This is a genomic window from Kutzneria sp. NPDC051319 (assembly GCF_040682195.1).
Lineage (GTDB): Bacteria > Actinomycetota > Actinomycetes > Mycobacteriales > Pseudonocardiaceae > Kutzneria.
Genome location: NZ_JBFBAM010000034.1, coordinates 49019 through 63277 on the forward strand (window position 1 = coordinate 49019; position 14259 = coordinate 63277).

The 14259-nt window shown below is 71.1% G+C and carries 15 protein-coding genes; 3 read left to right on the forward strand and 12 right to left on the reverse strand.

Features of this window, described 5'->3' with window-relative positions; translation table 11 throughout:
• Positions 1-13: 13 nt before the first annotated feature.
• The 11 genes from pcaB to AB0M73_RS28885 are packed head-to-tail and all read right to left on the reverse strand — an operon-like array spanning position 14 to position 9852.
• The gene (gene pcaB / locus AB0M73_RS28835) at positions 14-1354 is read right to left on the reverse strand and encodes a 3-carboxy-cis,cis-muconate cycloisomerase (RefSeq protein WP_363896737.1); all 1341 of its coding nucleotides are present in this window, start codon (positions 1352-1354) and stop codon (positions 14-16) included.
• A complete protein-coding gene (locus AB0M73_RS28840) occupies positions 1351-2298 on the reverse strand; it encodes an NAD(P)-dependent oxidoreductase (RefSeq protein WP_363896740.1) in 948 nt (315 codons plus the stop codon). The genes pcaB and AB0M73_RS28840 overlap by 4 nt, the downstream gene beginning before the upstream one ends.
• A 2-nt stretch (positions 2299-2300) precedes the next feature.
• The gene (locus tag AB0M73_RS28845) at positions 2301-2789 is read right to left on the reverse strand and encodes a hypothetical protein (RefSeq protein WP_043717164.1); all 489 of its coding nucleotides are present in this window, start codon (positions 2787-2789) and stop codon (positions 2301-2303) included.
• Position 2790: 1 nt separating this feature from the next.
• Complete coding sequence (locus tag AB0M73_RS28850; RefSeq protein ID WP_363896744.1) at positions 2791-4458, reverse strand: class I adenylate-forming enzyme family protein; 1668 nt, start codon at positions 4456-4458, stop codon at positions 2791-2793.
• Positions 4455-4955, reverse strand: coding sequence for a hypothetical protein (locus AB0M73_RS28855; RefSeq protein ID WP_363896747.1), 501 nt, complete (start codon positions 4953-4955; stop codon positions 4455-4457). Before AB0M73_RS28855 ends, AB0M73_RS28850 begins: the two co-directional genes overlap by 4 nt.
• Positions 4952-6070: a beta-ketoacyl-[acyl-carrier-protein] synthase family protein gene (locus AB0M73_RS28860; protein ID WP_363896750.1), complete on the reverse strand. Its 1119-nt coding sequence runs from the start codon at positions 6068-6070 to the stop codon at positions 4952-4954. The genes AB0M73_RS28855 and AB0M73_RS28860 overlap by 4 nt, the downstream gene beginning before the upstream one ends.
• Positions 6067-6297, reverse strand: coding sequence for a phosphopantetheine-binding protein (locus AB0M73_RS28865; protein ID WP_052394443.1), 231 nt, complete (start codon positions 6295-6297; stop codon positions 6067-6069). The genes AB0M73_RS28860 and AB0M73_RS28865 overlap by 4 nt, the downstream gene beginning before the upstream one ends.
• Positions 6294-6572, reverse strand: a complete 279-nt coding sequence (locus tag AB0M73_RS28870) for a phosphopantetheine-binding protein (protein ID WP_363896755.1) — start codon at positions 6570-6572, stop codon at positions 6294-6296. Before AB0M73_RS28870 ends, AB0M73_RS28865 begins: the two co-directional genes overlap by 4 nt.
• A gap of 14 nt (positions 6573-6586) precedes the next feature.
• Positions 6587-7969 (reverse strand): class I adenylate-forming enzyme family protein, encoded by a 1383-nt coding sequence (locus AB0M73_RS28875; RefSeq protein WP_363896758.1) that lies wholly within the window; start codon positions 7967-7969, stop codon positions 6587-6589.
• 3 nt (positions 7970-7972) lie between these two features.
• Positions 7973-9052, reverse strand: coding sequence for a 3-dehydroquinate synthase II (locus AB0M73_RS28880; protein WP_363896761.1), 1080 nt, complete (start codon positions 9050-9052; stop codon positions 7973-7975).
• Positions 9049-9852, reverse strand: coding sequence for a 2-amino-3,7-dideoxy-D-threo-hept-6-ulosonate synthase (locus AB0M73_RS28885; protein WP_363896764.1), 804 nt, complete (start codon positions 9850-9852; stop codon positions 9049-9051). The genes AB0M73_RS28880 and AB0M73_RS28885 overlap by 4 nt, the downstream gene beginning before the upstream one ends.
• 444 nt (positions 9853-10296) lie before the next feature.
• Between AB0M73_RS28885 and AB0M73_RS28890 the strand changes: the two genes are divergently transcribed.
• Genes AB0M73_RS28890 through AB0M73_RS28900 form a run of 3 tightly spaced genes read left to right on the forward strand, consistent with a single transcriptional unit; the run spans position 10297 to position 13255 of the window.
• Positions 10297-10776 carry a flavodoxin family protein gene (locus tag AB0M73_RS28890; protein WP_363896767.1) on the forward strand — a complete coding sequence of 160 codons (480 nt, stop codon included), beginning with the start codon at positions 10297-10299 and terminating at the stop codon, positions 10774-10776.
• Positions 10773-12290: an MFS transporter gene (locus AB0M73_RS28895; RefSeq protein ID WP_363896770.1), complete on the forward strand. Its 1518-nt coding sequence runs from the start codon at positions 10773-10775 to the stop codon at positions 12288-12290. Before AB0M73_RS28890 ends, AB0M73_RS28895 begins: the two co-directional genes overlap by 4 nt.
• An 11-nt stretch (positions 12291-12301) precedes the next feature.
• Positions 12302-13255 carry a LysR family transcriptional regulator gene (locus AB0M73_RS28900; RefSeq protein WP_363896773.1) on the forward strand — a complete coding sequence of 318 codons (954 nt, stop codon included), beginning with the start codon at positions 12302-12304 and terminating at the stop codon, positions 13253-13255.
• On the opposite strand, the gene AB0M73_RS28905 is transcribed toward AB0M73_RS28900, so the two are convergent.
• Positions 13245-14180, reverse strand: coding sequence for a tat pathway signal sequence (locus tag AB0M73_RS28905; RefSeq protein WP_363896776.1), 936 nt, complete (start codon positions 14178-14180; stop codon positions 13245-13247). The two genes, AB0M73_RS28900 and AB0M73_RS28905, sit on opposite strands and share 11 nt — an antisense overlap.
• Positions 14181-14259: the final 79 nt, after the last annotated feature.

The following is a 14259-nucleotide window of genomic DNA, read 5'->3' on the forward strand; positions in this document are numbered from 1 at the left end:
GCGGCCCACGCTGCTAGCCGCGGTGGCGCCGGAGCACCCGGTCGACCAGCGCCGGGGCGTCGCCGATGTAGTGGGCCGGGTCCAACAGGTCGTCCAGCGGCAGCTCGATCTCGATGCGGCCGGCCAGGGCCTCGCGCAGGGACTTGCCGGTGGCGGCGGCCTCGCGGGCGGCCTCGGCCAGCACCTTCTTCGCGGCGGCCTTGCCCAACACCGGCGCGAGGGCCACGTTGAGCCGCTCGCTCACGATGGCGCCGTTGGAAAGGGCCAGGTTGGCGGCCATCCGCGACGGAAAAACCTCCAACCCCTCCAGCAACTCGGCGGCGGTGCAGGCCGCGCCGCCGACCAGCCGCAAGGCCTCGCGAAGGGTCTGCCACTCGGCGTGCCAGGCCCCGCCGGGCCGCTCGTCCTCGGCGACCATGCTGGCCGCCAGCACCGAAACGTAAGCGGGAACCTGGCGGGCGGCGGTGACGATCAGCGTGGCCAGCACGGGATTGCGCTTCTGGGGCATGGCGGACGATCCGCCACGGCCGTCGGCGGCGGGCTCGGCGACCTCGCCGATCTCGGTGCGGGACAGGACCTGCACGTCGACGCCGATCTTGCCGAGGGCCCCGGCCGTGAACTGGAGGGCGGCCCCGGCATCGACCACCGGCGTGCGAAGCGTGTGCCACGGCACGAGAGGCTCGGCCAGCCCCAGTTCCTCGGCGAACGGCGCGATCAGCGGCACACCACCGGAAACGCCGGCCAGGCGGCCGTACTCCGCATAGGCGGCAAGGGTTCCGGCCGCGCCGGCCAGCTGCGCCGGCAGCACCAAGGCCTCAAGCCGGTCGATGGCGTCCAGTACGAGCGACAGCCAGCCGGCGGCCTTCAACCCGAACGTGGTGGGCACGGCGTGCTGGGTGAGGGTCCGGCCGGCCATCAAGGTCTCGCGGTGCTGCGAAGCGAGCCGGGCCAGGGCCTCGGCGCAGCGGCGGAGGTCGGCCAGCACCAGGGACCGAACCCGCTGCACGACGAGCATCGTGGCACTGTCGAGGATGTCCTGGCTGGTGGAGCCCCGATGCACGTACTCGGCGACATCGGCGGGCACGAGCTTCATCAGTGCCGGCACGAAGGCGACAACGGGGTTGGCCGCACCGCGAGAGGCGACCGCCAACGCGACGACGTCGAGCTGATCGGCGGAGACGGCGGAGATGGCCTTGGCCGCGCTGTCGGGCACGATCCCGAGCCGGGCCTGGGCCCGGGCCAGGGCGGCCTCGACGTCGACCATGGCCCGCAGCCACGCCTCGTCGCCGGTCTCGGCGGCCACCGGCGTGCCGGCCCAGGTCGGGGCGAGCAGGCCGGAATCCAAACTGGTCACGCCTGCGACCGTACTGCCTCCGCGTGCGCTTGGCAGATGCCGTCTTCCCAGGTCGGCACGGTCGGACGCCAGCCGAGCTCGCGACGGGCCTTGGCGTTGGAGGCGCCGCGCTGGCGGGTCTGCTGGTAGGCCCCGTACCAGCCGAGCAGCCGCTCCCCCAGGTCCACGGGGATGCGCTTGGGTTCCGGCGCGCCGAGCAGGTCGGCGTAGCCGGGCAGCCAGGAGTGGGCCGGGGCGGGGGCGTCGTCGACGATGTTGAACACGCCGGTGGCGGGGTGCCCGACCGCCAGCACGGTGGCCAGGGCGGCATCCCGGACGGTGACGAACGAGGTCAGCCCCGCGCCGTCGCCGACCAGCGGCAACCGACCCAGGTGCACGGCCTGGCCGATGGCCCCGGACGCGTCGTACAGGGTGTACTGGCCGTACAAACTGCCGTACCGCAACACGATCGGCGCGAGGTCCGCGGCGTCGAGCACGGTTCTTTCCAATGCCGCAACGGCCTGCACGGTCAACGCCCAGGTGGCGTCCGGGGCCTCGACGTACAACGGCGCGTCCTCGGCCAGCACCGGATCGCCACACGGGGCCGTGGCGAAGGCGATGCTCTGCGCCACGATCCGCCGCGCGCCGGCGGCACGGGCCGCGTCGACCAGGTTGGCCGTGCCGACGCGGCGCACGTGCGCGGTCCGTTCGAAGACCTCCCAGCGGGTGTCGCCGCTGACCGGCCGCAACGCGGTCACCTGGTGCACCACGACCTCGGGCCGCGCAGCGGCGACGGCCGCCACCAGCCCGGGCCCGTCGAGCAGGTCGCCGGTGACCACGGCGTCCGCGTCCAGGTCCTGGGCGGGACCGCGCACCAACGCGGTCACGTGGTGGCCTGCCTTCCGCAGCAACGGAAGCAGCTCCCGCCCGAGCACCCCGGTCGCACCGGCCAGCAACACCCGCATGATCAGCCTCTCCCTCCGACCCGCATCAGCAGGCGACACGCGGGATCCCCGTGCCGCAGGCAACCGGTCGCCCTGTTCTCCGTCAGCGTCACCCCGAGCCCGTCCGACCAGCCGGCGTGGATCTCGGTGCAGGGGCACCGGTATCCGTCCAGCGAGCCGGCCATCCGGACCATGACCACGGCGAAGTTCTGCCGCATGGTCAGCTCCAGCAGCTCGTCGTCGAGCGCCGTCACGCCGCCGTCCCGCAGCTCGTTCGGGAACATGATGTCGGCGCAGCGCTCGTACAGCTTGGCCAGCGTCGCCGAGTCGGCGTCGGCCACCGGCTCACCGTGCGCCCTCGCGACCTGTTTTCCCACGCGGGTGGCCACAAAACGCATGGCCTCGGCGTTGATCTCGTTGGCGACGTCCTGGCCGAAGCGGCTGGCGACCCCCTGGTACCAGCGGGCGTCGTGCAGCCACCACAGCCGGTACACCTCCATCGGAGCCCCCACGTCACTTCCCCTCGGCGCGCGCGACCAGCTCCTTGGCCCGTTCGCGCATCACCCGCTTGAGCACCTTACCGGTCACGCCGACGGTCACGTCGGTGTAATCCATCCGCAGGGCCCGCGTGACCGGCGGAAATCCGTGCTGCGACAACACGTCGTTGACCCACACGGTCAGGTCCTCGGCCGGGTCCTGCGCGCCCGCGAACTGCAGCAGCACGTACGCGTCGCCGATGCCGTCGCCGTCCCAGTCCGCCTGCACGCCGTCCTCGACGATCGCGGTGACGGTGCAGTCCACCAGCTCCGGGCGGTTGGCCAGCAACAACTCCTCGGTACGGGTGCTGAACACGATGCCGTCACGGGTGCGGATGGCGTCGGGAACCCGGTCCAGGTGGTAGAAGTTGCCCTCCTTGTCCTGGTACGACAGGTCGCCGGTGAGCCAGTAGCCGCCCAGCCGCAACCGGTGCCAGGTGATGGAGTCGTTCCAGTACCCGGGAGTCAGCGTCGGGGACTTCACGCCGAGCCGCCCGACCTCGCCGGCCGGCAACGGGCGGCCGTCCTCGGACAGCACGGCGGCCTGGGCGAAGCTCATCGGCTTGCCGATGCAGCGGCCGAAGGAGGCGCTGCCGGGCTTGTGCCCGTTGTGGAAGATGGAGTATCCGGTCTCGGACGAGCCGAGGCCGTCGGTGAACACCGAGCCCGGCACCCGGTGCGGCTTGAAGTCGTCGCCGATCTCCTCGTGGCTGCCCAGGCCGACCAGCACCCGGATGTGCGCCTCGTGGGCGGCGTCGCCGGTGTTGTAGTACGCCTCGATGCTGGAGGTGTCCCATCGGGACAGATCGGCCGTCGCCATCTGGGCGTAGGTGCCGGAGAAGCCGAACACCGTGGTGGGCTTGAACTTCTGCACGGCGTCGAGCACGTCCTCGCCGCGCTGGCTGGACAGCATCATCACCGGCGAGCCCAGCAGCAGGCCGAACATCATCACCGACATGGCGGCGTTGTGGTTGCCCGGCAGGGCCACCAGCAGCCGGCCCATGGAGCCGCCGACCGACAGCTTGAGCCGGTGCAGCTGGGCGTAGAGCAGGGTCTCATGGGTGTGCGGCACGGCTTTGGGCATGCCGGTGGTGCCGGAGGAGTGCGAGATGATGATCGGGTCGGTCTTGTCGTGCCGGTACGGCCAGCCCGTCGCCGGCAGCTGCTCCCGGTGCTCCGGCCGCACGTCGGAGGCCGTGATGACGAAGCCCAGTTCCCCACTCTGGGCCAGGGTCTCGTGCCGCTCGGCGTCGGTGACGGCCCCGGACGCGCCCTGCCGGCGGATGTACTCGCGGGCGATCTCCGGGCGCAGCTTGGCATTAGCGAAGGACGGGATCGCGCCCAGCGAGTTGATCGCCATGAAGTTGACGGCGAACTCGGTGCTGGACGCGGTCAGCACGCCGACCACGTCCCGTGGCTTGATGCCCAGGCCAGCGTAGAAACCGGCGTAGGTCTCCACGGCCTCGTACAGCTGGCCGAAGGTCAGCACCTCGGGCCGGCTGCCGTCGGGGGCCAGCCAGGTGCCGTCGGTCCACAGCACCGGCTCGTCGGGCGACCGCCCGTACTCCTTGATGCGGTGCAGCACATTGCCGGCGCCGAGCTCGGTGTCCGCGTTGATCCGGGCGCGCTCTTCTTTGGAAATCACTGCGGGTCCCTCTCCAACAGGAGCGCTGTCGCGCCGTCGGTGGTCGGTGGGGTGCGCCCGAGCAGCCGGTACGCGGCGGCGGTGCGCTCGTCGGCGGCCAGCTCCACGGTGAGCAGCAGCACGGCGTCCAGCTCGGGGTCGGCCAGCAGCAGCTCGGCGGTGTCCAGCGGATCATCGTCCACTGTGGACACGCTGAGCAGCGGACCGGTGAGGTCGAACTCGCGGCTGAGGTAGCCCAGCACGGCGTTGGCGGTGGCCTGCATGAACAGGATGGCGTTGTGCACCTGCCCGTCGGCCAGCAGCCGGCTGGCCAGGCCGGTGGTGGTGGCGTCGCCGATCAGGCTGCACACCACCACGGCCAGCCGGGAGCCGTCGAACTCCCGGCCGGTCAGCACTTCCGCCGCCGCGTGGTACACGAGCGGGTTGAAGTTGGACTCGATGAAACCGGGCACCGGCTCCAGCGCCCCGGACAGTTCCGCGCCGGCCACGGTGATCACGGCTGCTCCAACAGGATCGCGGTGTTCATGCCGCCGAACGCGGCGTTCAGGGACAGGACCCGTTGCAGCACAAGCTGTCGCGGTCCCTCGGTCACGTAGTCGAGGTCGCAGGCCGGATCCGGGGTGGTGTGTCCGGCCGTGGGCGGCACCGCGCCGTCGAGCAGGGCCAGCAGGGACACCACGAACTCCACCGCGCCGGACGCCTCCAGCATGTGCCCGGTGGTGCTCTTCGTCGAGCTGATCGGCGTGTCGGTCCCCAGCGCCGCCCGCAGGCCGTTGGTCTCCGCGCCGTCGTTGGCCGGGGTCCCCGTGCCGTGCGCGTTGACGTAGTCCACACCGGACACTCCGGCCCGGCGAAAGGCCTGCGAGACGGCGGAAGCGATGCCTCGGCCCTCGGGATGCGGCTTGGCGATGTGGAAGGCGTCGGAGGCGACACCGAAGCCGGTCATCCGGGCCAGCACCTGAGCGCCACGGGCCAGCGCGTGCTCCTCGGACTCCAACACGATCGCCGCCACGCCGTCGCCCAGCAGCAAACCGCTGCGGTCCAGGGAGAACGGCCGGATGACGCCGTCCTTGGACAGGGTGCGGCCGGAGTCGAACTTGGCCATGTTCTCCTCTTCGACCAGGTACGCCCCCGCGCACAGCGCCACGTCCTGCCGGCCGGCGGTGATCAACCGCCAGCCGTGGATCAGCGCCGAGGCCGAGGCCACGCAGGCGTTGGTGAACGCCAGCCGTGGCCCACGAAAGCCCACCCGGTCGGCCACCGCGCCGGCCAGCACGCCGGGAACGCCGGCGCCGGGCGAAAAAACCAGCCCGCGGGAGTAGCGGGTCACCGACTTCCAGTCGCCGGCCGAGCCGAGCAGCGTCGCCCCGGCCGTGCCCGGCGGCAGGCCGGCCATGTCCACGGCGTCGTCGGCGCAGCCGCCGAGCACGTCGACCAGGTCGGGGTCGCCGGCCGCGGCGGCGGTCATCGGCGTCCGGAACGGCGTCGGGTCGAAGCGCTTGGCCGGCGCGAACACCTGGGTGCCGGTGAACACCCCGTCCCGCAACGCCTTCTCGCCCCAGCCGAACGCCGTGAACACGCCGTACCCCGTGACGACGACCCCGCCCGTCATGCCCGTACCCGGTTCAGGTATGCCGTGATCCGACTGATCGAGGTGAACTCGTCCAGCTCGGAGTCCTCCGGGTCGGCGTCGACGCCGAAGCGGGCCTTCACCTGGTGCAGCAGCCACACCAGGGCCATCGAGTCGATCACCAGCTCGGCGTCGGCCGGCAGGTCGGCCGGCAGGTCCGGGAAGATCCGCCGGTCGGCCAGCAACTCGCGGACCTCCTGCTCGGTCACTGGTTCGCCTTGCGGCGTACGATGTCGGCGGCCAGCTGGCCCAGGGTCATGGCGCCGATGGCCTCGATGTCGGTGTCCGGGATCTTCACCTCGAACTCGCGCTCCAGCCGCAGCGTCAGCTCGACCAGGCTCAGTGACTCCAGGTCGATGCCGTTGGTGCCGATGGGACTGTCGTCGGTGACGGTCTCCCGGTTGATGGGCACGTTCATCTCGACGGCGAGCGTGCTCAGCACGAACTCCCGCACCCGCGCGTCGTCCACTGTGGACGCAGTCATGTCGGTGGTTCCTCTCAGGCTGATAGGGCGGATCCGGAGACCAGCGCGGCCGCGCGCAGCGCGCTGCGGTCGCGGATGAGCTTCCCGTTGGGGGTGCGGGGCAGCGTGGGCAGCACCCGCACCAGCTTCGGCACCTTGTAGTCGGCCAGCTGGGACGCGCACCAGCGGACGAGGTCCTCGGCCGCCAGGTCGGTGTCCTGTGTGGACACATAGGCCTCGATGACGTCGCCGTGCACCAGCACCGCCTCGGCCACCGAGCCGTGCCGGGTCAGCACGTCCTCGATCTCGGTCAGGTCGACCTTGAGACCGCCGATGACCACCAGCGAGTCGCCGCGGCCGAGCAGCCGGACCGTGCCGTCCACGGTCAGCTCGGCCCGGTCCCGGGTCCGCAGCCAGCCGTCGACGTAGCGGTCCTGCCCGTCGGCCGTGAGGTACGGCGTCGCCGGCAGCCGCACCTCGATCTCGCCGTCCTGGATGCGCAGCAGGATGCCCGGGGTCGCCGGGCCGACCGACGGCCGCAGCCGCCCGCTGACGTCCATCGCGATCACGCCGGTCTCGGTGGTGCCGTAGGACTCGCCGACGCGCACCCCGTACACCTCGTGGAACCGGTCGGCGACGGCCGGCGGCATCAGCTCGCCGCCGGACACCGCGCACCGCAGCGACGGCAGCAGCGGCGGATTGTCAGCCGTGGCAAGGAGTTCGTAGTGGAACGGCACCCCGAACACCGCGCTGACCTCGTGGTCGGCGGCGGCCCGCAGGATGTCGCTCGCGGCCACCTTGGCCGCGAACACCACGCCCACGCCGGCGAACAGCGAGTGCAGCAGCCCGGCGATCAGGCCGAAGCTGTGCGCCGTGGAGCTCAGCAGCAGCACCCGCTCCCCCAACGCCGGCATGCCGGTGAGCTGGTTGAACCGCCGGATCTCGGCGGCGATCGAGGCCTCGGTGCGCCCGACCACCTTGGGCCGGCCGGTCGAGCCCGAGCTGAACTGGATCAGCCGGTGATCGCTGCTGGCGGGCAGGCCGTCGGAGCGCTTCTCGGTGACGAGCTCGTGCCGCGAGCGGAAGCTCAGCCGGGACCAGCCGGCCGCGCCGGCCCGGACCACGTGCTGCGGCCGGCACAGCGCCCGCAGCTGCTCGACCTCGGCCGGCTTGAGGCGGTGGTCGACCACCATCACCTGCGCGCCGAGCTGCCACAGCGCCAGCAGCACCTCGATCTGGGTGAAACTGGGCGGCACCTGGAGGGCGACGGTGCTGCCCTCGCGCACGCCGGCCGAGGCGAACAGCGCCGCCTCCAGCTCCACCGCCTCACGCAGTTCCCCGTGCGTCACAACGTGATCCGCGATCAGGTAGGGCAGGTCGTCGTGGTGTTGGGCCAACAGGTCGGAGACGAGCCGCATGGGTCAGCTCTCCTTGCAGAACTCGCCGATCGGGATGCCGACGTGTCGCTTGTCGGTGGCGATGTAGCCCAGGAGCTCGTCGCCCTGCTGCAACTCCGTGACGTTGCGGACCTTCGGGCCGGGGCCGAGCACCCGCACGTGCCAGTCGTCCTGCACGGTCAGGCTCACCTCCACGCCGTCCTGCGAGTGCGCGGTGATCTGCAGCAGCGGGCGGGACTCCAGCTTCGAGCGGCCCACCACCACCCGGCGGGTCTTGCCCTCGGTGTTCACGGCCAGCACCGTGCTGCCGGAACGCAGCTCCGACAGGTAGTTCGTACGGTTGTCCGGGCCCAGCACGTACGAGTGCAGCGCGCCGGCGTTCACGCGGAACGGCCGGGTCGGCATGTACGGCAGCGGGTGCGTCTCGCTCACACACAGGATGAAGCCGGACGAGTAGGAGCCGACCAGGATGCCCTCGTCCTGCTCGAAGTGCGAGCAGGTGTCGACGCACACCCGGTCGCCGAGGCCGACGTGGTCGATGCGCTCGACCGTCAGCGTGGACAGCTGGAGGTCGTTGCTGCCGGCCTCCAGCAGCCGGGACAGCTGGAACACCTCGTTGGCGTCGCGGGGCGCGAGCAGCAGGCCGTCCGAGCCGTGTTCGAGGACGTCCAGCACGATGGTGGCTTCCTCGATGTCGCCGACCACGCAGACCAGCTTGCCGTCGTGGCGGTCGGCCGCCGCGATGACGATCTCCAGCGGGATCTTCGTCGGGTCGGTGAAGCTGACGATCGTCCACGGCAGCCGGGCCGCGGCGGTGCAGGCCAGCTGGAGTGTGCGGTCGTCGCTCACCTCGACGAAGACCACCCCGGCGTGCCCGGCGGAGATCAGTCGGTCCAGCTGGTCGCCGTCGTTGACGATCGTCGTGACCAGGTCGTCGCCGGAGTCCGGTCCCAGCACCACCTTCTGCAGCGTCGGCGGCAGCGTGGCCAGGAGCGCCGGGTCGTCCGAGACGACGCCCGCGATGCGGGTGTGCACGGCGGCCGCGACCACGGCCTCCAACTGCGGCTGGGGCACGGTGCGCAGGTCGATCCAAGCGAATTTCACACGGACTCCAAAAGTCGGGCGGCGGCCTGGGCGGGGTGCAGCACGGCGGCGAGCTTGTTCATCAGCGAGCGGGGCGTCGGCGAGGTGAAGATCCGCCGTCCGACGGCGAGTCCGGCGCAGCCGGCGTCCAGCGCGGCGCGGGCGTAGCCGACGAGGGCGGAGCCGTCCGGGTCGGCGTCGGCGGCCGGGCCGCCGGCCACCAGCACCGGGATCGGGCAGCTCGCGGTCACCTCGGCCATCCGGTCGGCCGGCATGGCCATCGAGGTCTTGACGAGGTCCGCGCCGAGGTCGGCGGCGATGTTGACCACGTGCGAGAGCACGGTGGGGTCGAACGAGTTGGCCATGCGGGCGCCGCGGGCGTAGGCCATCGCGATCAGCGGCACGTTCCACTCCTGGCACTGGCTGGCCACGGTGCCCAGGTCGGCCAGCTGCCTGGCCTCGGTGTCGGAGCCGACGTTGACGTGCACGCTGACCGCGTCGGCGCCCAGCCGCAGCGCGTCCTCCACGTCCCCGACGAGCACCTTGGCGTGTTGGTCGGCGGCGTGCGAGGTGCCGGCCGACAGGTGCACGACCAGGGCGCAGTCCTCCAGCAGCGACACGTCGATGGCCCGCATCCGTCCCTTGTGGACGATGATGGCATCGGCCCCGCCGAGCACGACGGAGTGGATCAGCTCGTCCCAGTCCTCGTTGGGCACCACCGGTCCGTCCGACACGCTGTGGTCCAGCGGCACGAACAGATGCCGGCCGTCCCCGGCGCGCGACAGGCGCCGGGTGCGAAACGCCTTCCCGGGATCGGCCACGGTGCGCACCTCCTGTTCAAACTGCTTCGGCGATCCATTGAATGATTGGGGCTCAATCAAAGGCGGGACAACTAACACATCGCGATAACTTCGCAGTTATGTCCTTCCAGAGATTGTTCCGATGGCCGCGCATGCAAACTCTGATGAGACTTTGAAGCGGGTCTGCTATGTGCGGCACCGAGTTTGGTCAAGTGTCAATGAGACGAACGTCCACGCAGGCAGACGGCCTATGGTTGACCGTGCGGCACCTCGCTAGCATGACTGTCCGCGGGGCGGTGACGGCCGTGTCGACGAATATTCTTCACATGATCGGAGTCGATCGTGGCAATTTCCGTGCACGTTGCGGTGGCATACCACGGCGGTGCAGGACACACGGCGAGATTTGCGGGCGCCGTACACGCCGGGGCGTCATCGGTGAGCGGCTGTGAATCGACGCTGGTCAGCGTGGACCCGATCGACGAGGCCGGCTGGGCCGTGCTGGACGGCGCCCAGGCCATCGTGTTCGGCGCGCCCACCTACATGGGCTCCGCCTCGACCGCGTTCCACCGCTTCGCCGAGAGCACCTCGATGCGCTTCATGCGGCAGACGTGGCGGGACAAGCTGGCCGCGGGCTTCACCAACTCCGGCGACAAGGCCGGCGACAAGGCCTCGACGCTGGGCTATTTCCAGACGTTGGCCGCCCAGCACGGCATGACCTGGGTCAACCTGGCGCTGAAGTCGGGGTGGAACACCGCGCGCGGCACCGAGAACGACCTCAACCGGCTGGGCTTCCACGAGGGTGCGGCGGCGCAGTCGCTGCTGGGCAGCCGCCCCGACGACGTGAACGCGGCCGACCTGGCCACCGCCGAGCACCTCGGCCGGCGGGTCGCCGAGCACGCCCTGATCTTCGCCGCCGGCCGCGCGGCGCTGGCCCCCGTGTCGTGACCGTCACGAACGATCCCGTTGCGCGGCCCCGGATCTGGTCGGCCGTGCTGGGCGTCGCCGTGCTCGCGCAGACGGTGGCGGCGATGGACAACTCGGTGCTCAACCTGGCCGCGAAGACGCTGGCCGATCCGGTGGCCGGGCTCGACGCCAGCACCGGCGAGCTGGCCTGGACGATCAGCGCCTACACCGTCGTCTACGCGGCGGCGATGTTCGCCGGCGGTGCGCTGGCCGACCGGTTCGGGCCGCGATGGGCGCTGTGCACCGGTCTCGCCGTGTTCATGGTCACGTCCACGCTGGCGGCGTTTTCGGTGACACCGCTGGAACTTGTGCTCTGCCGAGGCGGCATGGGCGTCGGTGCGGCCCTGATCACACCGGCCACGCTGTCGATCGCGCTGCGGGCCTCGGAGCCGGCGCAGCGGCCGAAGGCGGTGGCGATCTGGGCCTCGGCCGCCGCGGTCGGCATCGCCATCGGGCCGGTCGTCGGCGGGCTGCTGCTGAGCAGGCTGTGGTGGGGCTCAGTGTTCCTGCTCAATCTGCCCGTGTCCCTGATCTGCCTGGTGGGCATCGGGTTGTGGGTGCCGCGGCTGCACGTGGAGCAGCGGCGGTCGCTGGACTGGCCGGGTCTCGTGTTGTCCTTCGGCGGCCTGCTGGGCGTGGTCTACGGCGTGATCCAGATCGGCGGCGACATCGGCTGGAACTCGCCGTCCGTGCTGTTGCCGCTGGTCGCCGGGCTGGCGCTGCTGGCGGTGTTCGCCGTGCAGCAGAGCCGTTCGCGTGCACCGAGTTTCGACGTTCGACTGTTCCTGCGGCGGCGATTCGCCGGCGGCGGGCTGGTGCTGACCGTGGCCTTCTTCGGCATCACCGGGCAGCTGTTCTACGCCTCGTTCTATCTCCAGGACGTGCTGGGGCTGAGCCCGCTCGGCGCGGGGCTGGCCATTGCGCCCACCGCGATCGGCATCCTCGCCGGCAACCTGTGGGCGCCGGCGCTGGTGCGGCGCTTCTCCGTGCGGAAGGTCGCGTCGGTCGGCATGGTCGTCACCATCGCGACGCTGGCGTCCTATCTGGTGTTCGACGCGTCCACACCGGTTGCCGTGTTCGGGCTGATGATGCTGGTGCAGGGTTTTTCGATGGGCACGGTGGTGGTGCCGGCCACCACCGCGGCCATGGACGATCTGCCGTCCGACCGCAGCGGCGCCGGCTCGGCCGTCACATCCGGGCTGCGGCAGCTCGGCGGCACGCTCGGCATCGCCGTCGGCAGCACGATCCTGAGCGCGTGGTACCGGTCGGGCCTGGGCCCGGCGTTGTCCGGGCTGCCGGACGATCTCGCACGACAGGCCGTCGGCTCGGTGCAGGCGGCGCTGTCCGTCGCCCGCACGGCCGGCCGGCCCGAACTGGTGGAGGCCGCCACCTCCGCGTATCTGCACGCGATGCGGGTCACCGCCGGCGTCAGCGCCGTGCTGTGCCTGAGCGGGCTGGTCCTGATCGCCGCGTGCCTGGGTGGCAAGTCCGACTGAGGGGAACATCGATGCAGGTCGAGTTGCGACATCTCCAGGTGATCCAGTCGGTCGCGGACGCCGGCAGCATCAGCCGGGCCGCCGCCCAGCTGAGGATCGCCCAGTCCGGCCTGACCGCGCAAGTGCAGCGGATCGAACAGGAGCTCGGCGGGGCCCTGTTCCGGCGCACGCCCAGCGGCGTCGCGCTCACCGAACTCGGCCAGCACGTGGTGGCCCGGGCCCGTGACGTGCTGGCGCAGTTCGACGATCTGGTGGAGAGCACGCGCGTGCTGGCCATTCGGGACGAGCCGCCGGCCGCGATCCGGGTCTGCGGGCCGCTGGGCCCGATCACCCCGATGCTGGCCGGCGCCATCCAGGAGCTGCTGCCCGACCGTGAACAGGTCACCCAGCTCACGCACACCACTGAGACGCTGAACGAGGTGCTCCACTCGTCCGACTTCGACATCGCGGTCTACGGGCAGCAGCCGTCGGTGCCGGTCCAGCTGCCGGACGGCCTGCACACCCGCAACCTGGTCAACGAGACCGCCTACATCGGGCTGTCGGCGTCACACCGGCTGGCCGACCGGATGGCGATCCGGCTGGCCGACCTGGCCGACGAGGACTGGGTGCTGCCCAACGAGAAGCTGTCCGGGCTGACCACCTCGCTGCGGCTGGCCTGCGAGGAAGCCGGTTTCACGCCGCGCTGCCGGCACCGCGGGGCGGACATGGCCACCGCCGCCATGATGGTCCGATGTGGACACGCCATCGCCGCGTTCTACCCGTCGGCCGTGACCGTGCCGGGCATGGTGCTGCGGCCGCTGGTGGGAAACCCGTTGCAGCGCACCATGCAGCTGGTGTGGCGACCGAACTCGCCGCTGGCCGGGCTGGCCGATCTGGTGCACGCCAAGGTGGTCAAGCGCTACCAGACCCTGGTGCACGACCATCCCGTGTACGCCGCGTGGTGGGAGTCGACGGTCAGCCCGTGAAGCGGCCGTCGAAGAGGATCTTGGCGACCTGGCTGTCGGTGGCCTGGCCCTCGTCGTAGCCGCCCTGGCCCTGCAGGCTGTTCATGACGGCCAGCGTGTAGCGGGCGTCGGGGCCGATGAAGCCGACGGTGTTCATCACCCAACCGCCCTGCTCCAACGACCAGCCGTCCTTGTTGCCGGGCTGCCCCGCCGGCCCGGCGGCCCATACGCCCCACTGCTGGTCGGGGGCGACCGCGCGCAGCTGGCCCACGATGTAGTCGCGCAGGTCGGCCGGGAGCTTGGTCAGCACGTAGTTGATCAGCGCGTCGAGGTCGTCCGGCGTGCACTTCTGGAAGCCCCAGTAGGGGTAGAAGTTGCTGAAGCCCTTCTGCGGCTGGATCGACGCCATGCCGTAGCCGGGAAAGGCGTTGTTGAAGGCCATGTGGTCGGCGCCGGCGTACTTGAACCACAGCGAGTCCGCGGCCTTGTCGTCCGAGCTGTTGAGCATGCGCTGGATCAGGCTGCGGTCGTCGGCGGTCAGCGAGATCTGGCCGGCCCGGTCCCGCAGGAACAGGTTGACCGTCATCGCCAGCTTGATCGTCGACGCGGTCCAGACCAGGGCGCCGGCCTTGTCGTTGCGCCACACCTGGCCGGTCTGGCGGTCCCGCAGCACGATGCCGGTCGCGCCCGGGCGCGTGCCCACGTACTCCTGGGCCTTCTGGATGCGCTGGCGCAGGTCGCAGTCGAAGTCCGTGCCGGGCGCCGGGCAGGTCGGCGCGGCGCTCGTCGCGGTCGTCGAGGTCGTCGCCTTGGTCGAATCCTTGACGTCCTGCATGCTGGCGGTGATCGGCGGCAGCGCGGACTCCGGCACGCCGGCCCCGCCGCATCCGGCGAGGACGAGGGCAGCCAACAGGAGCGCGCACCCGCGCAGAGCCGTTCGGATCACCACCGCAGGCTATAGGGCGGCGGGCCCGGCCGATGTTGACGGGCCGTGCACACTATGGAAGCCTGACCGAGATTGGTCT

Bases quoted from the DNA above. Each gene is read 5' to 3' on its own strand.
- AB0M73_RS28840 (WP_363896740.1), bottom strand. From the start codon at position 2,298: ATGCGGGTGTTGCTGGCCGGTGCGACCGGGGTGCTCGGGCGGGAGCTG.
- AB0M73_RS28860 (WP_363896750.1), bottom strand. From the start codon at position 6,070: ATGACGGGCGGGGTCGTCGTCACGGGGTACGGCGTGTTCACGGCGTTC.
- AB0M73_RS28870 (WP_363896755.1), bottom strand. From the start codon at position 6,572: ATGACTGCGTCCACAGTGGACGACGCGCGGGTGCGGGAGTTCGTGCTG.
- AB0M73_RS28875 (WP_363896758.1), bottom strand. From the start codon at position 7,969: ATGCGGCTCGTCTCCGACCTGTTGGCCCAACACCACGACGACCTGCCC.
- AB0M73_RS28900 (WP_363896773.1), top strand. From the start codon at position 12,302: ATGCAGGTCGAGTTGCGACATCTCCAGGTGATCCAGTCGGTCGCGGAC.